The 22790-nt window shown below is 40.9% G+C and carries 20 protein-coding genes; 2 read left to right on the top strand and 18 right to left on the bottom strand.

The window, feature by feature from the left end; translation table 11 throughout:
* Nucleotides 1–4: 4 nt before the first annotated feature.
* From B9T36_RS13365 to lgt, 3 genes are all read right to left on the bottom strand, one after another.
* Nucleotides 5–373, bottom strand: a complete 369-nt coding sequence (locus B9T36_RS13365; protein ID WP_086209955.1) for a hypothetical protein — start codon at nucleotides 371–373, stop codon at nucleotides 5–7.
* Between the two features lie 3 nt (nucleotides 374–376).
* Complete coding sequence (locus B9T36_RS13360; RefSeq protein ID WP_086209954.1) at nucleotides 377–760, bottom strand: hypothetical protein; 384 nt, start codon at nucleotides 758–760, stop codon at nucleotides 377–379.
* A 100-nt stretch (nucleotides 761–860) separates the two neighbouring features.
* A complete protein-coding gene (gene lgt, locus B9T36_RS13355) occupies nucleotides 861–1673 on the bottom strand; it encodes a prolipoprotein diacylglyceryl transferase (protein WP_086209953.1) in 813 nt (270 codons plus the stop codon).
* A 93-nt stretch (nucleotides 1674–1766) separates the two neighbouring features.
* Here lgt and B9T36_RS13350 point away from each other — a divergent pair, with 93 nt between their 5' ends.
* Nucleotides 1767–2549 carry an NRDE family protein gene (locus B9T36_RS13350; protein WP_086209952.1) on the top strand — a complete coding sequence of 261 codons (783 nt, stop codon included), beginning with the start codon at nucleotides 1767–1769 and terminating at the stop codon, nucleotides 2547–2549.
* Nucleotides 2550–2589: 40 nt separating this feature from the next.
* Here the strand turns inward: B9T36_RS13350 and B9T36_RS13345 are convergent, their stop codons facing one another.
* From B9T36_RS13345 to tatA, 4 genes are all read right to left on the bottom strand, one after another.
* Nucleotides 2590–4566, bottom strand: coding sequence for a PhoX family protein (locus B9T36_RS13345; protein ID WP_086209951.1), 1977 nt, complete (start codon nucleotides 4564–4566; stop codon nucleotides 2590–2592).
* A gap of 185 nt (nucleotides 4567–4751) precedes the next feature.
* Nucleotides 4752–5528: a twin-arginine translocase subunit TatC gene (tatC, locus tag B9T36_RS13340; protein WP_086209950.1), complete on the bottom strand. Its 777-nt coding sequence runs from the start codon at nucleotides 5526–5528 to the stop codon at nucleotides 4752–4754.
* Nucleotides 5525–5947, bottom strand: a complete 423-nt coding sequence (gene tatB / locus B9T36_RS13335) for a Sec-independent protein translocase protein TatB (protein ID WP_086209949.1) — start codon at nucleotides 5945–5947, stop codon at nucleotides 5525–5527. Before tatB ends, tatC begins: the two co-directional genes overlap by 4 nt.
* A 12-nt stretch (nucleotides 5948–5959) precedes the next feature.
* Nucleotides 5960–6178, bottom strand: a complete 219-nt coding sequence (gene tatA / locus B9T36_RS13330) for a Sec-independent protein translocase subunit TatA (protein ID WP_086210022.1) — start codon at nucleotides 6176–6178, stop codon at nucleotides 5960–5962.
* A 185-nt stretch (nucleotides 6179–6363) separates the two neighbouring features.
* Here tatA and B9T36_RS13325 point away from each other — a divergent pair, with 185 nt between their 5' ends.
* Entirely contained in the window at nucleotides 6364–7245 is an 882-nt protein-coding gene (locus B9T36_RS13325; protein WP_086209948.1) for a permease, read from the top strand.
* Between the two features lie 58 nt (nucleotides 7246–7303).
* On the opposite strand, the gene rdgB is transcribed toward B9T36_RS13325, so the two are convergent.
* The 11 genes from rdgB to B9T36_RS13270 all read right to left on the bottom strand — a co-directional run bounded on the left by rdgB (nucleotide 7304) and on the right by B9T36_RS13270 (nucleotide 22664).
* Nucleotides 7304–7930, bottom strand: a complete 627-nt coding sequence (gene rdgB, locus B9T36_RS13320) for an RdgB/HAM1 family non-canonical purine NTP pyrophosphatase (protein ID WP_086209947.1) — start codon at nucleotides 7928–7930, stop codon at nucleotides 7304–7306.
* A 104-nt stretch (nucleotides 7931–8034) separates the two neighbouring features.
* On the bottom strand, nucleotides 8035–8625 hold the full coding sequence (locus B9T36_RS13315; RefSeq protein WP_086209946.1) for a tetratricopeptide repeat protein: 591 nt from the start codon (nucleotides 8623–8625) through the stop codon (nucleotides 8035–8037).
* Nucleotides 8622–9215 (bottom strand): methionine biosynthesis protein MetW, encoded by a 594-nt coding sequence (metW, locus tag B9T36_RS13310; RefSeq protein WP_004979039.1) that lies wholly within the window; start codon nucleotides 9213–9215, stop codon nucleotides 8622–8624. The genes B9T36_RS13315 and metW overlap by 4 nt, the downstream gene beginning before the upstream one ends.
* A complete protein-coding gene (gene metX / locus B9T36_RS13305; RefSeq protein WP_086210021.1) occupies nucleotides 9215–10375 on the bottom strand; it encodes a homoserine O-succinyltransferase MetX in 1161 nt (386 codons plus the stop codon). Before metX ends, metW begins: the two co-directional genes overlap by 1 nt.
* Nucleotides 10376–10476: 101 nt before the next feature.
* Nucleotides 10477–12174 (bottom strand): 2-isopropylmalate synthase, encoded by a 1698-nt coding sequence (gene leuA / locus B9T36_RS13300; protein ID WP_086209945.1) that lies wholly within the window; start codon nucleotides 12172–12174, stop codon nucleotides 10477–10479.
* Nucleotides 12175–12531: 357 nt separating this feature from the next.
* Nucleotides 12532–13638, bottom strand: a complete 1107-nt coding sequence (locus B9T36_RS13295; protein ID WP_086209944.1) for an alpha-hydroxy acid oxidase — start codon at nucleotides 13636–13638, stop codon at nucleotides 12532–12534.
* Complete coding sequence (locus tag B9T36_RS13290) at nucleotides 13635–14318, bottom strand: Fe2+-dependent dioxygenase (RefSeq protein WP_086209943.1); 684 nt, start codon at nucleotides 14316–14318, stop codon at nucleotides 13635–13637. The genes B9T36_RS13295 and B9T36_RS13290 overlap by 4 nt, the downstream gene beginning before the upstream one ends.
* A 124-nt stretch (nucleotides 14319–14442) precedes the next feature.
* Nucleotides 14443–16767, bottom strand: a complete 2325-nt coding sequence (locus B9T36_RS13285; RefSeq protein ID WP_086209942.1) for a catecholate siderophore receptor Fiu — start codon at nucleotides 16765–16767, stop codon at nucleotides 14443–14445.
* A gap of 375 nt (nucleotides 16768–17142) precedes the next feature.
* Nucleotides 17143–17826: a Fe2+-dependent dioxygenase gene (locus tag B9T36_RS13280; protein ID WP_086209941.1), complete on the bottom strand. Its 684-nt coding sequence runs from the start codon at nucleotides 17824–17826 to the stop codon at nucleotides 17143–17145.
* Nucleotides 17827–17945: 119 nt separating this feature from the next.
* A complete protein-coding gene (locus B9T36_RS13275; protein WP_086209940.1) occupies nucleotides 17946–20183 on the bottom strand; it encodes a TonB-dependent receptor in 2238 nt (745 codons plus the stop codon).
* A 342-nt stretch (nucleotides 20184–20525) separates the two neighbouring features.
* Nucleotides 20526–22664: a TonB-dependent receptor domain-containing protein gene (locus tag B9T36_RS13270; protein ID WP_086209939.1), complete on the bottom strand. Its 2139-nt coding sequence runs from the start codon at nucleotides 22662–22664 to the stop codon at nucleotides 20526–20528.
* Between the last annotated feature and the right edge of the window lie 126 nt (nucleotides 22665–22790).

Raw genomic sequence — 22790 nt, 5'->3', positions numbered from 1 at the left:
CTGCTTAAAATCTTCTTTCGCGTTGTGCATAGATTGACACTAAAAATAAACCAATTCCGCTAAAGCCGATACACTGAAGCGCAAGCACGATTTTATGCTGATGAGGTAAATAGCCGATTAAGCAAATCAGTGCAATGACGGGAAAGAATGTCACTAAGCGTGAAAAACCTTCACGATAAGGGTGATCTGGTACCATTCTCAATGGGATAAGGCGTAACAGATGCGTTGTAATACCAATCACTAGACTCAAACCAATAAAAATCGTGCCAAGCTGCTGAACTTGTGCTGCCATAAAAATCATCACACAAGTTGCAATAGACACGATCAGTTTAATTTGACGGGTACAGCGTTCAGAATACCAAAAATTCAACATGGTTTATTTGGACTCAGATGCAGTGTTGTTATGCAAAAGAGATAAGGGTGAGAATAAGCAAATACCTAATGCCATAAAGCCCACACCTTGTGCACCAGGAATAAGGAGCTCGCCATCTTTAATATTCATAAAAATCAATGCTAAGAGTAGAGCAATCGGAATCCATGTGAGTAAGCGATATAAAAAACCTGTAGGATTTTTCCCTGCAAAATGAATTTTACAATAACGACAAATCAGAAAAATAATCCCTGTGCCCAAGAACATCAAGACTGCATCAAGACGCAATGGTTCCATCCAATACAATAGGCCTGTTACGATCGCAATCGCGACAAAAATAAATAATTTTTTTAGAACAGAAATCGAGGGATTAAACCAAAATTCAAGCATGGGGATGATGTATTTTAAACTGAGATAAGCACCACTTTAGCATAATTTAGCCATAAAAAAGGGGGCGATGATGCCCCCAATATTGAATCATAGCGGTTAATTAACCATTGTTCTTTTGTGGACCCCAATCATAGATTTTCTTTTGGTAGGCATACCACATCATCCAGATTCCGACCAAGATCATTGGTAGGCTAAGGAACTGACCTTTACTCATCCATGCGATGAACAGTTGACCATTGTCTGGTTCCCGGAAGAATTCGACGATGAAACGCGCTATACCATAACCAATCAGGAAGAGGGCAGACACAGCCATACGTGGACGTGGTTTTGAGCTGAACCACCACAAGACGATGAACAGCAGTAAGCCTTCAAAAAAGGCTTGATAGAGTTGAGAGGGATGACGAACCAGTTGTAATGGGTCGGTTGGAAAGATCATGCCGAGCGCAAAGTTCGGGTCGCTTACAGGGCGTCCATAGAGTTCCCCACCAATAAAGTTACCAAAGCGTCCAAACATAAGACCTGTAGGTACACAGGGAGCAATGAAGTCGAGGGTTTGGAACCATGTCATGGTGTACTTCTTACACCAGAACAGCATGGCAAGCATTACACCTAAGAAGCCGCCATGGAAACTCATGCCGCCTGTCCAGACTTGGAATAGCCAAATCGGATTGGCAAGGAACTGCTCAAAACCATAAAAGAGGACGTAACCGACACGACCACCAATCACTACACCGAGAGCACCGTAAAAAATCAGATCAGAGACCATATCGGGTGTCCAGCCACGCTCTTTAGCGCGATAGCTTGCCAGTCCCCAAGCAAACAAAAAGGCCAATAAATACATCAGTCCGTACCAATGGACTTGTAAAGGGCCAAGTGCTATTGCGACGGGGTCAATATTTGGATAGGTCAGCATGCATATTCCTAGTCATTATGTTTTGAACAGATTTTAGCTGAAAGAGATGAAAAATGTTGTACATTCAATGTGTAAAGATGATGAGTATCGTTTATGTGCATTGTGGCAATTGCATGGCAGGTCTTGGATGATCTGCCATTGTGTTTGATTTCAAATCGAGATGAGTTCTATCAGCGTCCTTCGAGTCCTTTAAAACAGTGGGAAAATAGTCCGATTATTGCAGGGCAAGATTTGCAGTCTGGTGGTACGTGGATGGGTATTACACCCACAGGGCGCTGGGCGGTTTTGACTAACTTTCGTGATGGTCGTGATCAAACCAGTTATCCCACATCTCGTGGGCATTTGATTCAATCCTTTTTAGAGTCGGAACAAACGCCAATTCGTTTTGCACAAGACTTAGAGAAACAACAATGTGACTATGCGGGCTTTAACTTGTTTATGGGTGATCGTCATCAAGCTGTTTATATGAGTAATCGTGGTGAGGCACCACAGATTTTGCCTAAAGGCGTATATGTAGTGTCAAATGGTTTAATGACCGAACATTGGGAGAAGACCAAACATTTACGCAAACGCTTTACTCAAGAGTTTTTACCAATGTTGCAACAAAGCCATATTTTACAAAGTGATGTGGAGATGGCTGCATGGGATATTTTGGAAGATGAGCGTAAGATTATCCCCGACTTGTTACCACAAACGGGGATTAGTCAGGACATGGAGGAGTTATTGTCTTCGACTTTTATTCAAAGCCCAATTTATGGCACACGTTGCTCTAACTTCCTGCGCATGACTCATGAACATTGCTCTTGGCTGGAAAAGCAGCAACAGGGCGAGTTGAAAGGGCTTATTACTGAGCAGAGGGTAGTCGTTAAGACTTAAAAAATGCCGACTCGTTGTCGGCATTTTTTTAAGGTCGGTTTTAAGAGGCTTTGGTTTCAGTCTTTTTCTTTTCAATAGATGGCATCAAGTCTGCTGTTAAATAACCCACACTTGCACTATAGCCATTATTGTAATTGGCTAAGGTTGCGGCTTTCAAATCTGCTGATAAGCTCTTCATATCACCCGCATGCTGGAAATTGCTCATGATATAAGTCCAACCATTCACAGAGTCTACCGCATGTAAACCAGTTGACTCTGCACCAGCAGGGGTCGAGAGTAAACGTACAGGATCTGCTTTGGTATCAACGTTATATGCCCATAGGAAGTTATTTGGGTGGTTCCCACTGTCTTCACCAATGAACAACGTACGTAGCGTTTCAGAGAACTTTAAGTTGTCAGGGCTTGCGATTTTATCTGGATTTGCAGTGTTGCCTAAACTATCTACTGTGATGTCTTCACCCATCAATAACATTTTAGATTGATGTGGAACCCACTCACTGTCGATTGGTTGACCATCGGTTGTGTTCTGTCCTGCTGTTAAATCATGTGCCAGCACGCCACCTGCGGTGATTTTTTTCGTAAATGAAACATTGTGCGCAGCAACCCATGCCGCATTGTCTTTGATCATTGAATCTTGAATGTTGGCTAAAGCAGAATACGCCACTTTATCCTTAATGTTGATGGTGGTGCCTTCCATTTTGGTGAAGGCCATACTGCCACCTTTGAGTGCTGCATAACGGTGGGTTTCAAGGAAGGCTGCTGCTTTTTCCATACCCGGTTTTACTTTTACCCAAAGTTTCTTTTTATTTAAGATAATTTCGGTGTATGACGTGTCATTTGGATTGGTGGTTAAACTTTCCATAATATCGCTAGGTTGAATATTGTTAACATTCACCATGTTTTCAATTTCTTGACTGGTTGCATGACCAAGTTCAATCCATTTGATTTGACCTGTGCTACTCTCTGTCAGTTCAGATACATATTGAGCGACATAAAGCTTACCAGCCGACAAATCTTTTGCGACATCGGCAATGAACATAAAGAAACCGCCGTTGGTGTAGTCATCGCCCATAATCACGGTACGGTTATCAGGCATAACATGTACAAGCTCATGCGAGATACGCCCCATGCAGAAGTGTTTTACAATGCTACCGCTACCGTCTTTGTTGACAATCACCTCAGGTAAATGACCATAGTTATATGGTTTAGCGACCGTTTCATCCCCAAAGAAGTTTTTGCTGATTCCTTTTGGACTTGGCCCGCCAATACCTTGTTCAAATGCATCAGGTTCATATTCTTCGCTCGATAAATGTGTGTTCCACGGCGACAGACTTGCTCCACACGTGATCCATAGTCCATGAACTGCCGATGTATCAACATTAAAGTATTTTTTAAGCTCTAAATGGCCTGTCGTTTGGTTTTGGTCTAGCGTTAAAATCGCGATTGGGGAGGGTAAGTTGCCATACTCGCTCACGCCAGCTAAGTTTAGGGATGCATATTCAAATTGCACCACATGGAACACTGGATTGCTTACACCTTCAACCTGAGCACCTTCTAAATGAATCAGTGATGAGCCATCTGGGCAGTCTGAAAAGAATTGGCGTGGTGAGCTTGGAACAGATGTATCCATAATGGCTTCACCTTTGGCATTAAAATAGCCCCCAGCAATGATTTCACCACCGCCCCATTTAGGCACTGTATTACCCGTTTCAAAAAAGCTTTGATAGCCGAGTTGGTACTCTGAACTGGTCGAGTCATCCCAGTCGATTTTGAGTTTTGAGCTGACCGAAGTTTTAGCACGGTCAGCAATTACAATCGGTGCTGCCATTGCTGTAAATGTTGCTGTTTTTAAGTTTGCAGGTTTTGTCACTGGTGGTGTTACATTGGTTTCGTTGTCGCTGTCATTACAACCGCTTAATGCTGCTGCGGTTGTCATTGCCCCAAGCGGTAAAAAAGGAATTCCCGCAAACCATTTTAAAAGATCACGACGACTTGGCTGATTTGTTGTGGCTGTCATAGTAAGTCCATATCAATAATTGTAAGTAAGTTGAGCTAGATTGTAGGAAGCGCAAATGACGTTTTATTTACAGTTTTGGGTCAATTTAAAGACAGAAGTTGATAGGATGATGCTTTAAATTACAAATGAAAAATCCTCCATACAGTGTTGGAGGAAAGAGAAGAGAAACTGATTCTTTTTAAGCTTTAGTGGCTTATAGTTTTTCTTTTTTCTAATAGTTTTCCGAAAAATAAACCAACTTCAAATAATAACCACATTGGTACTGCAAGCATAATCATCGAAAGTGCATCAGGAGGTGTGACAAACATGGCAATGAAAAAGCATCCGACTACGATAAAGCGACGCTTTTCAGCCAAACTTTGAGTGCTAACCACACCAATTAAAATCAGGATGAGGGTAATAATTGGAATTTCAAAAGTGAGTCCAAACACTAAAAAAAGTTTCAGGCAAAAACTGAGATAACTATTGATATCTGTCATCGGTGCAACACTTTCAGGTGAGACACTGATAAAAAAATGTAATATGGCTGGAAGGGTAATGAAATAGGCGAAGGCTACGCCAATATAAAACAGTGCAATACTCCCTACGAGCAAAGGAATGGCCAAAAAACGCTCTTTCTCATACAGTGCGGGTCGAACAAATGACCAAAGTAAATAGATGATAACTGGCATAGCCAACATCAGCGCAACAAATAAATTTAATTTAAATGGCGCCATAAATGTTGCTGTGACATCTGTCGCAATCATGGTGGAGTTGACGGGGAGTTGTTGGCGTAATGGCTCTGATAGCAATTGATAGGTTGTATTACGAAATGGCAGTAGGCAAAAAAACAACAACAGGGTAATACCAACAATTTTAAATAGGTACTTACGCAGTACAATTAAGTGCTGCATGACAGGCATTTGTTCTAATTGTTCATCTTGGCCTGTGCTTGAGTCGGGCCTTGTTGACACTTGATTCATACTGCGATCTTCAATTCAGGTTGGATAGGTACATTCGCTGCGTTGGGCATAGGTGTAGCATGTTGTTTAAGATGGTTGATTGAAAATGGGGCTAAAGGAGAAGGGGCTAGCCACTGATATTTATAGGTTATTGCATTTTCAACTTTGACCGTTGGAGCAGATTGACTGAGATGATCAAGCTGCTTTTGTAGACGCTGTTCCAACTCAGTCATGCGTTCAATTTCTTTTTGGATTTCTTGACGAAATTCAGAAAGCTTCAGCTCACGATCGACTTCTGTTTGAACACTATTGATAAAGCGTTTGGCTTTGCCATACCATTTGGCTGCAAAGCGTGCCGCTTCAGGTAGCTTTTCAGGACCTAAAACTAATAATGCAACAATAGCGAAGCATAATAGTTCTGTCATACCGACATTTAGCATGGCAATGCTCGCTTAGCTTTTGATCGTACTTTCTGTACTTTTGACATGAGCATCAATTGTTTTTGGCTCATTTAACTGTGCCTGTTCTGTTTCATCATCTCGAATCGACTTTTTAAAGTCTTTTACAGCACCACCAACGTCTTTACCTAAGTTTTTGAGTTTGGCTGTACCAAAAAGAAGAATCACAACAATTGCAAAAATTAGTACATGCCAAATTGATAATCCCGCCATGGGTCGTTCCTCATCATTTTTCATTTTCCCTATATCAACAGGCTTGTATGACATGGAGGTGACGGTCATATTTCAGTTTCAAGACAACATGCGATAAAAAGACATTTAGAAAAGTGAACTTTCACCTATTGGATCGTTATGACTGTGCTAGGATTTAGCCTTTCTCTATATGAAAAAATAACTCAATGGCGCTCATTCTTCCTCTCATTTCATTTCTGATCGGGTACTGGGGAGCCGAAAAGCTAAAATCGTTTCGTGCACTTTTAGCTTCATTATTGGCACGTTTGCTGATTCCTGTTGTCATTATCTACAACATGGTGTTTTACAAAGAGGGAAGTCTGTGGCTGATTGCATTTAGCTTTTTTAGCTCTATTTTTTTCTTTGTTATCTTTTATGCCATGCTTAAAGATAAATTACGTGTACTGTGCTTGAGTTATTTAAATGGCGCATGGTTGGGTTTTCCATTTGCCTTGGCGATATTTGGTCCCGAAGCCAGTAGCACGATTGTCGCTTTGTATATTGGAGGGTCACTTTTTGGTAATATTTGTGCCGTAATTGCAGTGAGTGAAACCAAGCAAGATCCAAAGTTTATTTTAAAAAATGTCCTGCTTTCTCCGCCTGTAGTTGCGCTTTGTGTCGCCGCTCTACTGTCAGTTTGGGATTTAAGTCTGTGGGAACATCATCCAGTGATTCAGTTTCTGTATCAGTTAAATAAAGTTTTGGTGACGTTTTCAGGGATGTGTGTTTTGGGCATGTGGCTCAGTAAAGTCAGGATTCATTGGATCGACTTAAAACAGAGTCTCGTTTTGATTTTTAGTCGGATGTTAATTGCCGTTTTATTGTGTACTGTGGCGTATTTTTGGTTACCCATTCCGCATGTGGTTTTGACTTATGCCATTATGTTGATGTTCTTTTTATTGCCACCAGCGGCAAATATTGTGGCTTTAGAAACATATTATCAAGGTACAGGACATTCTGCGAAATACATTGCATCAGGTACGATTGCCAGTGCGATATTGATTGGTGCTTATGGTTTACTGATCCATGCTTTGATTCCGAGTTTATAAAGAATCCCTCATCCTGATCTTTGAAAAGGAGGAGAGGGATCTATTGTAAAGCTAGATTTTAGTGTTTCAAACTGGCTTTAAACAGTTGCATCGCCTGACCACGATGGCTGATTTTATTTTTTTCTTCTTTGCTCATTTCTGCACTTGAGAGCCCTAAGTTCGGTAACCAAAACAGTGGGTCATAACCAAACCCATTTTCACCGCGAGCAGCTTCGAGTACTTCACCTTTCCAAATGCCTTGGAAAATTTGAGGAAGGGGATCATCGGCATGTTGTACTAAGGCTAAAACGCATACAAACATGCCTTCAATCACTTGATCGTCTTTACGCAATGGCTTGAGTTCAGCCAATAGTTTTTGGTTATTGGCAGCATCATCGCCGTGTTCACCTGCATAACGCGCAGAGTAAATCCCAGGTGCACCACCTAAAACTGGAACACAAATCCCTGAGTCATCTGCAATGGCAGGTTTTCCTGAAATTTTAGAGGCATGGCGTGCTTTAATGATGGCATTTTCAATAAAGCTCAAACCATCTTCAATGGCATCTTCAATATTCAATTTACCTTGAGCAATCACTTCGACAGGTAAGTTGAGTTCTGCAAATAATTTTTCAAATTCAGCAATTTTGCCTTTGTTATTGCTTGCGAGGACTAACGTGCCTTGAGATAACCAATCAGTTGATGCCATGTGAAAGATCCGTGCTTTAAAAATTATGCGGTTATTTTAACAAGTCCTACTCATGGATAGGCAATAAAAAAGCACCCGAAGGTGCTGAGTATGGAAATAAAAGCTTATTGAGCTTGAATCCATTTGTCTGCACGGTCACGTGCTTGACGAATTTGATCTTGGGTTAAGTTTGCTGCCAAGGCTGTTTTCTTGCCTTCAGAAAGCGTGATTACTTTATTGTCGAGCATGCCATCACGGGTTGAAAGTTCATACCATTGGTAAGCACCCATATAATTTTTCTTTTGCTCTTCCATCATGGCTAAGTTAAAGCTTGCGCGGTTATCACCACGGCTGGCTGCTTTTTCAAAGTATTGACGTGCTAAAGATTCATCTTTTTTGGTGCCTAGACCATCTGCAAGCATACGTCCCACATTCAGCTGAGCCGCCGAAAGACCTTGATCAGCAGCAGCTTTATACCAAGCAAAAGCCTGTCGTTCATCTGCAGCAATGTCTTTGCCTTGTTGGTACTTGGTTGCAAGATAGAACTGTGCAGCAGGCTGGCCTGCTTTTGCTGCTTTAATTAAGCTATTGATATCCATAACAGAATATTGTGCAGCTTGACTCGCAACAGACGTGGTTGGGGAAACATAATCTGCATGAGCTTGAATGCTCAAAAGTCCAACCAGTAGCGTCGTGCTTAAGAATAGTTTTTTCATAGAGCGCTCACTCGATAAATTGCGACTTCACCAAACAAATTCGGGAGACGTTTACTGAGTAAACTATCTTGTTGATCCCCATTTACAGCGAGTCGATTAATAATTCTGATGTTATTTTCCGCACAAAGTGCTTCAAAATCACGGAAAGTACATAAGTGGATATTGGGTGTGTTATACCACATGTACGGCAAAGCTTCAGAAACGGGCATCATTCCTTTCAGTGCCAAGAAAGAACGGGTCTTCCAGTGGGCAAAGTTAGGAAATGTAATGATTGCCTGTTTCCCTACGCGCACCATATCACGTAATAAAACATCTGGTGCATCTACCGCTTGCAAGGCTTGTGCCATAACGACATAGTCAAAAGACTGGTCTGCAAAACGGCTTAAACCCAAGTTTAAGTCTTGTTGGATAATATTTAACCCGCGACCGACCGCAATTGCAATCTTTTCTTGATCAATTTCCAGTCCATATGCGCGAATATTGTGCTTTTTGCTCATATGGGCCAGTAATTCACCGTCACCACAGCCCAAATCGAGTACGCTGGAATCAGGTTTGATCCATTTTTCTGCCAGTTGATGATCAATACGCATTACACAGCCCCCTGAGATGTTGCTTGAAGGTGTTCAGAACCGCCCAGAAATGCACGTAATGCTTTTACATACAAAGGAATCGGGAACAGGAATGAGTCATGGCCTTGTTCAGCGTCGATATCTAAATAGCTCACTGGTTTGTGGTTGGTGATCAGCGCATCCACAATTTCTTGTGAGCGTTGCGGGGTAAAACGCCAGTCGGTGGTAAAGGACACCACGAGGAACTGACATTTGGTCTGTGACATGGCTTTAACTAAAGACTGCTCATACTCACGCGCAGGATCAAAATAATCCAAAGCTTTGGTCATAATCAGGTAAGTGTTGGCATCAAAGTTACGGCTAAATTGCTCACCTTGATAACGCAAATAGCTTTCGACTTGGAACTCGACATCGAAACCATACATAAATTTGCCTGACTTTAGGTCACGACCAAATTTCTGCTTCATGGCTTCTTCAGATAAGTAGGTAATATGGCCGACCATACGTGCCAAAATTAGGCCACGTTTTGGATAGCTGTCATTTTCAAGATAGCGACCATCATGGAAGTCTGGATCAGACAAAATTGACTGGCGTGCGACTTCGTTAAAGGCAATATTCTGAGCCGATAATTTCGGCGCACTGGCAATAATCACGCATTTTTGCAAGCGATCAGGATAATCAACCGACCATTGCAAGGCTTGCATACCACCCAATGAACCGCCAATCACCGCGCTCCAGACATGAATGCCCAGATGATCAGATAAAATGGCTTGGGTTTTAACCCAGTCACGGACGGTGACTAAAGGAAAGTCTGGGCCATAAGGGCGGTTGTCATTTTCAGGGTTTGGCGAAGTTGGACCCGTAGAACCATTACAACCGCCAATATTGTTCAGTGCAAGCACGAAAAATTTCGAGGTATCAATCGCTTTACCTGGGCCAATACAAGCATCCCACCAACCCGGTTTTTTATCATCGGCATGATGATAACCCGCGGCGTGATGATGTCCTGATAGCGCATGGCAAATTAAAATCGCATTGGATTTATCTGCATTGAGTTCCCCATAGGTTTCAACCATCAATTCATAACGAGGAAGAATACGACCGCATTCGAGCTCTAACGGCTCTTCAAAAGTAAACTTTTGTGGAGTAACGATACCCACGGAGTCAGCAGGAAAAGACACAGGAATAATACGCCTTAAATCTTTGGGATTAATAAACAAAAGGATACCACTTGAGGGTATCCTTCTAAAGTCATTTTAGTGCTAATTATTATTGCTAATACTTATACCGCAGCAGCAATGACTTGATCTGTGCTTAACACACCTTGATCAATTAAGCGGTTGGTACACGCAATAATCGCTTCGATAGATGAGGTCACAATGTTGTCGTGAATACCTGCACCGAAGGCTGATTTGCCAGTGCCTTTGACTTGTAATTCAACCAAAGCCAGTGCTTTTGCATTGGCACCCGAACTAATACCACGCTCTTCATAGCTCAAGACATCAATTGGTAACTGTAAAGCATCTAACATTGCAGAAATCGGGCCGTTGCCTTCACCACGTAATTGCTGCGTTTCACCATTTACTTCAACATCAAGTTCAACCACTTGCTTGCCGTTGTTGTCATATAAACGGTAGTTTTTGGTTGAATAATGTGTATCTTTGGTGTTCACATAGGTTTCTTTGAACAATTTCCAAATTTCTTGTGCGGTAATTTCAGTGCCTTCCTCATCGGTACGTTTTTGTACGGTTTGAGAGAATTCAATTTGGATACGACGTGGCAAGACCACGTTGTAATTTGCTTCTAACAAGTAAGCAATACCACCTTTACCTGACTGTGAGTTGACGCGGATTACAGCATCATAGTCGCGACCCAAGTCTTTCGGGTCGATAGGTAAGTACGGCATATCCCAAATTTCTTCGTTCTTTTGGAACTCGAAGCCTTTTTTGATGGCATCTTGGTGTGAACCAGAGAACGCTGTGAAGACCAAGTCACCTGCATAAGGGTGGCGAGGGTGAACAGGCAAGCCTGTACATTCTTCTACCGTTGCAATAATTTCATTAATATTTGAGAAATCTAAGTTTGGTGTAACGCCTTGGGTATACATGTTCAAGGCAATTGCAGCAACATCGACATTACCTGTGCGTTCGCCATTACCAAACACACAACCTTCGACACGGTCTGCACCGGCCATAATCGCCAATTCTGATGCCGCAATCCCACAGCCGCGGTCGTTGTGACAGTGTACCGAAATGATGACACCATCACGACGTTCAATGTTACGGTGCATCCATTCGACTTGGTCTGCATAAACATTCGGTGTTGAAACTTCAACTGTTGCAGGTAAGTTTAAGATTACTTTATTGCTTGGAGATGCTTCCCAAATTTCCGTGACTGCATCACACACGTCTTTTGCAACGTCTAATTCGGTTGCAGAGAAACACTCTGGACTGTATTGGAATATCCACTCCGTTTCAGGATATTGTGCTGCATATTCTTTAACTTTGGTCGCTGCATTAACTGCTAATTTTTTCGCACCAGCAACATCGACATTTAAAACTTTTTGACGGAAGGTTGGGGCGTTTGAATTATAAATATGCACAATTGCACGTTTTGCACCGACTAAAGATTCAAAAGTACGTTGGATCAAATGATCACGTGCTTGAACCAAAACTTCGATATAGACATCGTCTGGAATGTGATTTTCTTCGATCAATTTGCGAGTAAAGTCAAAGTCAATTTGAGATGCAGAAGGGAAACCGATCTCAATGTGTTTGAAACCAATTTTGACCAACATTTGGAACATTTTAAATTTTTGTTCCATATCCATCGGTTCAAAAATTGCTTGGTTACCATCACGTAGGTCAGTACTCATCCAAATAGGCGCTTTTGTAATTTCGTTGTTTGGCCATTGACGGTCTGGCAAGTCAACACGTTGGTACATGCGACGATATTTTTTACTTGGATCAGCTAACATCATGAGGTAACTCCTTACATAGTATGGGTTGCATTTGAGTGGGTAAGAAAAAGCAACCTACTATTTATATAGATTGTGTCTATGTGCTCTATTTACAAGGGAGTCTTCAGGGAGTGCGTAAACATAAATGTTTGATACGACTTAGATTTACCGTGAGTAACCTTGTAAGCTTATATTGAAGAGTTTAATGCAGTTAAGTCGAAAAGATTTTTCTTTTTTTATGGCTTTTAGTCGTATCTGAAAAAATATTTCCCGCTATTGGGCGCTATAGGGGAAATATTTCCGCATATGTTTTCAATGTGTTTGATATTTTTCTATAAATAACGAATTTGATTCATTTCATTCGCTATTTATAGAGGGTTATGAAAACTCTATAACCATATCTGTCTGTATATCTGCAAGAGTTGCAGTGCCCATCAAAGCCATGGTGATTTCAAACTCTTCTTTTAAGATTTTAAGCACGTGGGCAACGCCTAAAGCACCTGCGGTGGCCAGACCATAAATACACGGTCGCCCAACTAAAACTGCGGAAGCACCTAAGGCAATCGCCTTAAATACATCTGAACCGCGACGAATACCTCCATCATATAAAAGCGGGAAGTCACTAGGTACGGTCTTTTTGATGAGCTGCAAGGCTTTCAATGGGGGAATGCAGGTATCTAAAACGCGACCACCGTGGTTGGAGACAATCAGGCCTTGTACGCCGTGTTGAATGGCCAGTTGCGCATCGAGTGGACTGACGATGCCTTTTAACAGAATGGGTAAATCAGTCTGTTGAACTATCCACGCGATATCTTCCCATGTAGGGGCAATTTTCATTAGGCCATTAAACACGGGATGATCACCTTCTTGCAGTTCAGGTAGCGGAATATGAGCAGGGGTATGTGGGTGTTGCATGCCTTCAGGTAAGTGAAAAAATGCACGACGTTCACGGTCACGAATCCCTGTATGTGGTGAGTCTACAGTGATGACAATGGCGGTGAAATTTTGTCCCTCAGCGAGTTTAAGCAAAGCCAAAGATTTATCGCGGTCACCTTGCCAGTACAGTTGAAACCATTTGTAGGGATTCTCTGATTTAAATGTGCGCATATCGGTATTGGTAAAAGTACTCAAAATCATATTACTGCCGAGTACTTCAGCCGCCAACGCGGTTGCAGCTTCTGCGTCAGGATGAAACTGCTGTTGATGACCAATCGGTGCAACAAAAATAGGATGTGGAAAGCTTTGTCCTAAGATTTCACAGCTCGTATTGCCGTGAGTGAGATCTCTTAACATGCGTGGTATTAAGTGCAGGTTTTGGAATTGAGCGAGGTTATTCTGAACACTGAGCTCATCCATTGAACCACCTTGCAAATAGTGCCAAACCATTTCTGGCAGATGTTTTTCTGCTTGGCGCTCATAGTCTGCAACGGTTTGCAGGGAGGCAGGAATTTGGGTGAGTGGTGCTAAGATTGGTGCAGGGTTCATAAGTCAGCCCATTGACGTAATAAATTATGATAATGGTGAGTGAGATTCAGCACTTCTTCACTGTCCCCGAGCTGTTGGCGTAGTTTTAAGATGGTCATGTCCAAGTTAAATAGCATACTGCGTTGCCAATCATCTTTGACCATACTTTGCATCCACGTAAATGAAGCAATCCGTTTCCCTTGGGTCACGGGTTCAACACGATGTAGACTGGTTGCAGGGTAAATAATCGCATCGCCTGCGTCGAGTTTGACTTCATGGCTACCATAATGATCTTCAATGATTAATTCACCGCCTTCGTATTCATGCGGTTCTGACAGAAAAACGGTGATGGAAACATCGGTACGAATTGCTTGTCCTGCATCCGAGCTAAACTGTATTGCACTATCCACGTGGTTGCCGTATGCGCCAAGGGATTGATAGCAATTAAACATCGGGGTTAATACATGTTTTGCCAAAGTTGCAGATCGAATTAAAGTGTTTTGTTGGATGGCTTGTGAAAGTATAGGGTGAAGTGTTTGATAAATTGCACTATGTACATCAATTTGTAAGTTACTTTTAATTTTTTGTGCTTGTGCACCTGCGCTATCCTGTCCTGAAACCCATGCATGGCTATGATCCAGTTGGTGTCGAATTTGCGCTACTTGTTGTTTGGTTAACACAGCTGGAATATGTAGCATCATATCGTTTTAGGCTCCCCTTGGGACAAGCTGGCCATGGGCTAAGATAGATTTGAATGTAAAAATGTAGTGTATTGGGATAATACACTACATTTGTTTGAGGTCTAAACGCGTTTTAGTTTGGTTCTTAGAACTTATAGTTAAAGGTCAGTGCCGCAGAGCGTGGTTGTCCCATTACTAATCGTGCACCGCTATTATTAAGCGTACTAATGTAATCTTTATCTGCAAGATTGTAGATGTTTAGATTTAATGAGGCATGTTCATTAAAGGTATAACCTAGTAAGGCATCAAATACGACATAACTTGGAATAACAGGCATGGTTGTTGTTGCGGTTGAACCTGTGCTAATTGCACGCTTTTGTTCATCTACATAACGCGCTCCAAGACCCGCTCTAAAACCAGCTACGCTATAAGTCGTCCACAACGTTGCAGTCCAGTCAGGCGACCAGCGAACTGAATCATTTTCAGTCCACACTTTAGTCGTTGCATTATAGGTTTGCTGGTTCTCTTGTTCTGTGTCCATAAAGGCAACACCTGCTGAGACATTCCACGCACGTGTCAATTGACCAACAGCACCTAACTCTAAACCTTTAACTGTTGTTTTTCCTTCAGGAATGTACAGTAAGCTAATCGGATCTTGAGTAATTTGGTTTTCATTTTCTGTATGGTAAGCCGCAGCAGTTAAAATGAGTTTGTCTTCATTGAATGTCCATTTTGTCCCAATTTCATAATGATGGGTTTCCTGTGGCTTAACAGTTGGATCATTCGCAGCATTTGCGGCTGAGCTGGCACTATTGTTGAGAACGAATGCCGTACCTGGTGGTGTCAATGATTTCGCATAAGAAGCATACACACTACTTGCAGGGGTTGGTTTAAACACAGAACCGAGTTTCCAACTGACCAGTGTACCATGCGTACTCAACTGGCTTGGTGTGCGGGTCACGGCTAAAGTAGAAGAATTCGTCGTGACGGTTAAAGCATCGGATTGGGTGTCGTAATAATCGACACGGACCCCACCATTAAGCTGGAAACGTTCGCCAAATTTTAAAGTATCAAATAAATAGGCCGCGACAGTATCTGTTTGGCCATTGGCATATGCCCCCGTGTAGACGAGGTCTGGTAAATTTTGATAAGGGTTAGGTGTGTATAAACTTGCAGATGTAATGCTTGGAGCAGCTTTCCCTGGGGTTTGTGTGCTTAATGTTTTATTGTATTGTTCTTCGCGTAAGAGCTCTAAACCAGCAACGATGTCATGTTCAATCGCACCCGTTTGAGTGTTGATGTTGAGTGTAGTTTGGTTGGTCAAAATCTTATTTTCTTGATCGACCCCTTGGCGAGTTCGAGCTACAGACCATGAGTCTGGATCTTTAGGTGTTGCAAGATTGCTAATGACTAAAGCATTCACTCCCGTTAAGACGCGATTCATTTCAGTTTTACCAAATCTTGAAATATTGGTGAGTTTCACACCTTTGCTTAGATCACTTTCAACTTTGGCTGTAAACATGTGGGCTTCAACGTCTTCATAATCATTAACGCTACCGTAGAAGTTCTCACGATCAACAGGTTCTGCTGCATTCACAGCAGTATTGATGATGTCTCTTTGAGCTTGGGTTAGTTTTGTATCCGTGTTGTTGTAGTAAAAGCCGTCCATGCCAATGGTTGGAATACCACCATCTGGGATATTGTTTTGTACTATATGCTGTGAATATAAATAAAAACGTGTATCGCTATCTAAGCCAAAGGCAATAGATGGAGCGATGGCATAACCATTATTTTCTACATAGTCACGACCATCTACTCCGCCTTGCTGACCCATTACATTTAGACGAAGTGCAGACCCTTCAGAAAGGGCTTGGTTGATGTCTGCAGTAAGACGTGCATGTTCTGCTGTATTGTAAGTTGCAGAAACTTCTTGGTTGTTTTCTAAATGCGGTAATTTGCTGACGAGATTAATATATCCACCCGCACCACCACGACCAGCTTCTGCCCCTGATGGTCCTTTAACGACTTCAATTTGCTCAAGATTATAGATATCACGGCTCACGGCGCCAATATCACGAATGCCATCGACATAAATTGAGTTTTTGGTGTCGAATCCACGCATTTGAAAAGAATCGCCTGCACTGGTATTACCATTTTCCCCAAGTTGTAACGTAATTCCTGGTGTATTACGTAATGCTTCAGTTAGAGATGTTGCACCTTGTTCTTTGAGTAATTCTTTTTTAATTACAGAAATCGTTTGTGGTGTATCAACTAAAGGTTGGGTGTATTTTGCAGAACTAACTTTGTCTGTTTTGTATTTACTTTCGACTTCCGACTTCACTGTAATGGTAGGTAGCACAGTTGAATCATCTTTTGTTGGCGTTGCTGCATGTGCCATCAGTGGGAGAGAAGCTGCTAATGCAACAAATTGTGCAGTACGGTTATGTTTACGGCTTTTGATTTTTGCCATTGTCGGTGTCCCAAATAATATACGACAGAGTTCCATCACTGCTCAGTTCGGGTCGAACCATAAAGTGCAGTAATCATGGAGGTATTGTTAAGCTATGTAACTGTGGTTGCGAATTCTATTGATAATAATTATCGTTAACAATGGTTTTTAGGCTGAAAAATTCACTTGTATGTATGGAAATAATGTTTAATAAATCTTTATTAATTAAGGAAAACAATAATGATTGGTGAAAAGTAAACTAAATATAATGGTGAATTAAAACAAATGGTAAAAATATAGTTAAACCAATATCTTATAATTATATGAAAAGTGTATGGCTTCCATTGAAGCATAGTCAATCCATGCTTCAAAATGGACTAATTCTATTAGTTTTACTTAAAGCTCAGCCCATTTTCGCATCAGATTATGATACAGGCTAGTGAGCTTTACCACCTCTTCATGTTGGTCGCTCAGTTGCACACGTAGGTTTTGGATAGTTTGGTCAAGATTAAACAAGATATGACGATCAGCATCATCACGAATCATACTTTGAACCCAAAAGAATGAAGCCACGCGGCAACCCTGAGTTACAGGGGTGACTTCGTGTACGCTAGTCGATGGATATAGAATCATATCTCCAGCAGGTAGTTTTACTTCATGATAACCATAAGTATCTTCTACGACCAAATCTCCGCCTTCATATTCGTCAGGCTCACTCAAAAAAACAGTACAGGATAAATCGGTACGAATCCGATCTTTGCTTCCAGCAATCCAACGAATGGCATTATCGACATGGAAGCCAAAGGTTTCCCCCTGTTCATAGCGATTAAAATAAGGTGGCAAAATATCTAAGGGTAGGGCGGCGGATAGAAATAATGGATGCTTTCCGAGTGCTTCTAGAATGATATTGCCTAAGTGTTGAGTGAGAGGGTGATCTTCAGGGAGTTGTTGGTTTTGTTTTACATTTTTTGAGAGCGATCCTGTGGTTTTTTTACCATCAATCCACTCGACTTTTGCCATTTCATGGCGAAAGTATTGTACTTGTTCTTTGCTTAACACATGGGGAATATGGTGGATCACAATACGGCCTGCTGAAAAGGAAAAACATCTTTAATATTTAAACATATATAAAAATAGCCTCAAAGAGAGGCTATTTTTATATAATTCGATCATGAATGCATGAGATTCAGTCGGTTCACTTAGTATTTGAAGTTCACAGACAATACTGCATTGCGACCTTCAGCTTCAGTTGCATAGTGAGAAGCATACGCTTTAGTGAAATAACGTTTATCTGAAAGGTTATTTACGTTTAATTGTAAATTAACATTTTTATTTACATTATAACGTGCCATAGCATCGTAGCGTACATAGCCTGGAACCCATTTGGTATTTGCAGCATCACCAAAGACTTTGTCCATAGCGATTGCGCCAGCACCTAAAGTTAACTGAGGCATAACTTGATAGGTGGTCCAAAGAGTTGCACTATTTTCAGGAACGTTTTGAAGTTGTTTCCCTTCGTTCGCCGTTGCATTATACGCAGCCTTTGTTAACTCACTATCTAAATAGGTGTAGCCTGCACTAACAGCCCATTTGTCAGTAATTTTACCATTAGCACCTAACTCAATACCATCAACTTTGCTTGATCCTGCATTGGTATAAGTAGTCGCATCTAATAAAATACGCGTATTTTGCTTTTCAGTACGGAATATTGCAGCACTTAAATTTAAGCGATTGTTGAGTACATCCCATTTTGTACCAATTTCGTACGTTCGAGCTTCTTCAGGCTCTAGGTCTTTCGTTGTTGCACTAAGAGATGTCTCAGAGCCATCCCCTGCATCAATACCAACAGGATTTGCGGAAGTTGCAAAACTTGCATAGATACTGCTGTTTTCAGTTGGCTTGTATGTTAGACCTGCTTGATAACTAAAGAAGTCAGTATTATTTTCAATGCTTACGCCTGTTGCATTTGTTTTTAATTCGGTATCAAATTTGTCCCAACGAAGCCCAATATCTAGTAACCATTTAGGCGTAAATTCAATGTTATCAAGTAAATAAATACCAGTTGATTTTGCTGTTGAAGTCGTTACTGCTTTATTAGCAGAATAGCTACCTAACCAAGGATCACTTGAATTAGGATTGTATGCATCTGTACACCAATAGTTTGATGCTGCACCAATCAGCCCATTACAACCACCGCTCGCATTTAAATTATGTGTTGCTGCTGCACCAGGCAGAGTAGTTGTGGTTGTTCCTAAATCTTTAATTTGGTAATTACCTTTGTCAGATTTAAGCTCGCTGTATTCCACCCCTGTGTTGAAACTGTGTTTGATTGTTCCAGTATTGAATTTACCATTTAGGCTTAATTGATCTGTGAAACCATTGGTATCTGTAATACGTCCATTTGCACGACGAGCAATACTACCATTTGCTATATTTTTTTTAGAATCATCTGGTTGAGTCCAAATATAGTTATTTTTGGACTTGGTATACATTGCTGTATTGCTAATCGTAAGGTTTTCAGTCAGATCATGTTCTAACTTAATTGTGCCAATTTGATTCTCTTGTTTTTGAAAATCACGATCTTTCCAGCCATAGTAAATACCTTGTTTAACATTTAAAGGTTTACCTGTTGCTGTATTATTTGACGAATTCCAATAAGGTACACCTGAATCAGGGGTATCATCAGATTTTAAATAATAATAACTTAAGGTTGCACGCGTATCGCTATCTAAACCAAATGTAATACTTGGTGCAATACCAACACGAGCATATTCAGCTCCATCTTTTTGGCCTGCTTTCTCGTTATGGTGTCCCATCACTGCAACACGAGCTGCAATACCATTGCCGAAGTCTTTGTTACCATCTAGCGTGATACGCTGGTAGTTATCCGTTCCCGCACCAACAGAACCTTCTAGAGAGTCGCCTTTTTTAGCCACTTTAGAAATCATGTTGACACTTCCGCCAACTGAACCTGCACCACCCATAGTAGATGCAGAACCTTTCGTTACTTCAACTTGCTCTACTGCAAACATTTCACGGTTTTGAGAAGTTGAATTACGAATACCATCCACATAAATTGAGCTTTCAGAGCTATAACCACGGATAAATGGACGATCTCCATTTGGGTTTCCGCCTTCACCAGCACCGAGGGTAATACCTGGTACGGTACGTAAAGCATCGCTTAACGTTGTAACTTGAGTGTCTTCAATCAACTGTTTAGAAATAACAGCAACAGACTTTGGAGTATCCAGTAGAGGAGCAACAAATTTGCTGTTTGCAGATTTATCGACTTTCAAACTTTGTTCTGCTGCCGCTTCCGTGTGAATTGTTTCTAGTTGCGTAACTTGATCTTGTGCAACAGCATTGACTGCAATCACTGAAAGTGTTGAAGCGATTGCTGAAGAAACCAGCTTTTTACGTGTTTTGATGAAGGCCATAACGAGTCTAGTTCTAGCGTTGTAAATTAGTATGCGAATAATAATGATTCTTATTTTTTGTTTCCTAATTGTTACATTGAAATTTTAGATGTTAAGAATGAATTAAACTGGAAAAATAAATGTAATAATATAATAAAATCAACATATTTAATTGATTTTTATATCTATTGGAAAAGTAGATTGTATTTTTGTAATATTATTGAAATTTAGAATCTATATTTTTATCAGTCATATTTTTGAAAATGTCTGATGAATATGAAGGAATTGTGTTGGATCTATATGCTCCATGTAGCTTCTCAAAAAACCTGCCGAAGCAGGTTTTTTACATGATGCTAAGTATCATTAGAAATCATAAGAAATGGATAGCCAGTAGTTACGACCAGGTAAATAGGTTCCTTCAGAGCTTCTGCCAATAGATAAATATTTATAGGCTTGCTGAACATTGCCGTTGGTATCGACATAATCCATATACTCGGTAAAGTCTTTATCTAATAGATTATTTACAGCGGCATTGATGCGGACATGATGATTTAATTGATAGCTTGTCCCTAAATTGAATAGGTTGTAAGCAGAAAATTTATTGTCTGTATGTCGTTCAATACTAATTTCTCCACCAGTTGGTGTTGCTAGATAGCGAGGACGTCCTGACTGATATTCGTGTTGTAACCAGACATCAAGGCGATCATTAATATGCCAAGTCGATGTTAGGTTAAATAAGTGTTTAGCCGTTGACTCAAGCGCATAACCTTTATTTGCACCTTTAGTGATTTCAGATTCGGTAAAAGTATAGGCCGCTTTGACATCCCATTCGGGAATGATTTGATATTTAAGCGATGTTTCTAAGCCATAAATTTCTGCTTCATCGGCATTGAAACTTTTGCCATAAGAAGTCACATTGCTATTGAAGTTTGAGCAATCATTGGTTGCACATGAAAAATTCCTAGACACAATCTTGTCTTCGACGACATTAAAAAATGCAGTAGCATTAAAGTCTAAAGTATCTGTAGGTTGATAGTTTAAACCGAGTTCGTAGTTAACAGATGTCTCTGGTTTTAAGTCCGGATTACCAAGGCTTGGTGTTGTACCTTGACCGCTATAGCCAATAATACCGTTGTATAAGTCCTTGGCTGATGGTGTTTTATAACCTGTACTTACACCACCTTTAAGCGTTAAAGCATCCGTTGTATTCCATACTAGGTATGCACGTGGACTAAAGTGACCACCAAATCCTGAATGATCTTCATAACGACCACCGAAAGTGAAATGTAAGTTATCTAATAAACTCCATTCATCTTCTGCATAGACTGACCATGTATCTTGAGTAAACTCTTTGCCCATACCTGCAATATCGTCAGCAATAGTGACATCTTTATATTCTGTACCCACAGTGAGTTTATGGTTCGCAATTGGAGCAACCAAATGTGAATCAAAAACTAAATCTATATTTTCTAAGGTGCGTGGTAGGCCTGCTAAAGTAGGGAAGGCATCAGTTGGAATAGTACGACCTTTGGTCTCAGTTTTATTTTGACTAATGTACGTTTTCCATTGACCAAAATCGTAGTTACCATCGTGTCCTGCTGAGATTTGCACACGATTGAACTCTAACTCATCTTCATAGCCTGCAATGCCACCACGGCTAAAAAAGTTACCTAATCGCTGGTCAGAGTTGTCATAGGTTTGGTTTGAAGTAAAACCATCAACCCAGAAAGAGTTTTTATCATCTAATGTAAATTGTAACTTTCCACCGATATCATAGTTTTCAGCTTTGCTTGGACGTGGGTCGCGAGAGGTTGAACCCGCCACAATGCGTTCTGAACGTTGACGATCTAAATAACTCCCGCGGAGTTGTAAGCCTAAACGATCATGCATGATTGGGCCATTCAAGACAAAACTGGTTTTCCATGAGTCAGCTTCAGCATTACTTTCCATGACATTGCCACTGACAGTGACGTTACCATTCCATTCATTACTTATTTTTTTGGTAATGATGTTAATCACACCACCCATCGCTTCGGAACCATAGCGTGTTGCCATTGGTCCGCGGATGACTTCAATACGTTCAATAGAGGCTAAAGGTGGTAAAAAACCATTTGATGTTTCGCCAAAGCCGTTTGGAGTAACATCTGATGAGGTGGTTTGGCGGCGACCATCAATTAAAATCAGGCTATAGTCATTGCCTAGGCCACGCATTTTGATATTCAATCCTGATGTTTTTCCCACACCAGAACGAACGTCAATACCCGGCACATCAGCCAATAGGTCGGCAATGCTGGTCGCATTTTTCTTTTCTATATCTTCTTTAGTCACGACACTAATAGAAGCAGGTGCATTTTTAATATCTTGTTCAAAGCCAGCAGCTGAAACCACAATGGTGGAAAGCTGGTGGGTGGATGAATCTTCAGTTGTTGTTTCTGCAAAAACAGGAGTGGCTATTGCCCCGAGCAATGCCAGTGAAAGAGGGTGTAGATTAAACTTACTCATAACTAGAGTTCCAATGACGGACGAGAAAAAAAAGAAAAAATGTTCAATTATGGTGCAAATCTTAATGGTAGTATTTATCATTTGCAACAAAAACTATAAAAAATATAATACTTTGTACTTAATTTG

The sequence above is a fragment of the Acinetobacter sp. ANC 4204 genome, from assembly GCF_002135205.1.
Classification (GTDB): Bacteria; Pseudomonadota; Gammaproteobacteria; order Pseudomonadales; family Moraxellaceae; genus Acinetobacter.
This window is presented reverse-complemented; position numbering and strand designations above follow the sequence as displayed.

Coding starts and splice junctions, on each gene's coding strand:
- leuA (WP_086209945.1), bottom strand. CDS start 12,174: ATGATGTTAGCTGATCCAAGTAAAAAATATCGTCGCATGTACCAACGT.
- B9T36_RS13270 (WP_086209939.1), bottom strand. CDS start 22,664: ATGAGTAAGTTTAATCTACACCCTCTTTCACTGGCATTGCTCGGGGCA.
- B9T36_RS13275 (WP_086209940.1), bottom strand. CDS start 20,183: ATGGCCTTCATCAAAACACGTAAAAAGCTGGTTTCTTCAGCAATCGCT.
- tatB (WP_086209949.1), bottom strand. CDS start 5,947: ATGCTAAATGTCGGTATGACAGAACTATTATGCTTCGCTATTGTTGCA.
- B9T36_RS13295 (WP_086209944.1), bottom strand. CDS start 13,638: ATGAACCCTGCACCAATCTTAGCACCACTCACCCAAATTCCTGCCTCC.
- B9T36_RS13360 (WP_086209954.1), bottom strand. CDS start 760: ATGCTTGAATTTTGGTTTAATCCCTCGATTTCTGTTCTAAAAAAATTA.
- B9T36_RS13285 (WP_086209942.1), bottom strand. CDS start 16,767: ATGGCAAAAATCAAAAGCCGTAAACATAACCGTACTGCACAATTTGTT.
- B9T36_RS13315 (WP_086209946.1), bottom strand. CDS start 8,625: ATGAAAAAACTATTCTTAAGCACGACGCTACTGGTTGGACTTTTGAGC.
- B9T36_RS13365 (WP_086209955.1), bottom strand. CDS start 373: ATGTTGAATTTTTGGTATTCTGAACGCTGTACCCGTCAAATTAAACTG.
- tatA (WP_086210022.1), bottom strand. CDS start 6,178: ATGGCGGGATTATCAATTTGGCATGTACTAATTTTTGCAATTGTTGTG.
- B9T36_RS13345 (WP_086209951.1), bottom strand. CDS start 4,566: ATGACAGCCACAACAAATCAGCCAAGTCGTCGTGATCTTTTAAAATGG.
- B9T36_RS13350 (WP_086209952.1), top strand. CDS start 1,767: ATGTGCATTGTGGCAATTGCATGGCAGGTCTTGGATGATCTGCCATTG.
- B9T36_RS13325 (WP_086209948.1), top strand. CDS start 6,364: ATGGCGCTCATTCTTCCTCTCATTTCATTTCTGATCGGGTACTGGGGA.
- rdgB (WP_086209947.1), bottom strand. CDS start 7,930: ATGGCATCAACTGATTGGTTATCTCAAGGCACGTTAGTCCTCGCAAGC.
- lgt (WP_086209953.1), bottom strand. CDS start 1,673: ATGCTGACCTATCCAAATATTGACCCCGTCGCAATAGCACTTGGCCCT.
- metW (WP_004979039.1), bottom strand. CDS start 9,215: ATGCGTATTGATCATCAACTGGCAGAAAAATGGATCAAACCTGATTCC.
- B9T36_RS13290 (WP_086209943.1), bottom strand. CDS start 14,318: ATGATGCTACATATTCCAGCTGTGTTAACCAAACAACAAGTAGCGCAA.
- tatC (WP_086209950.1), bottom strand. CDS start 5,528: ATGAATCAAGTGTCAACAAGGCCCGACTCAAGCACAGGCCAAGATGAA.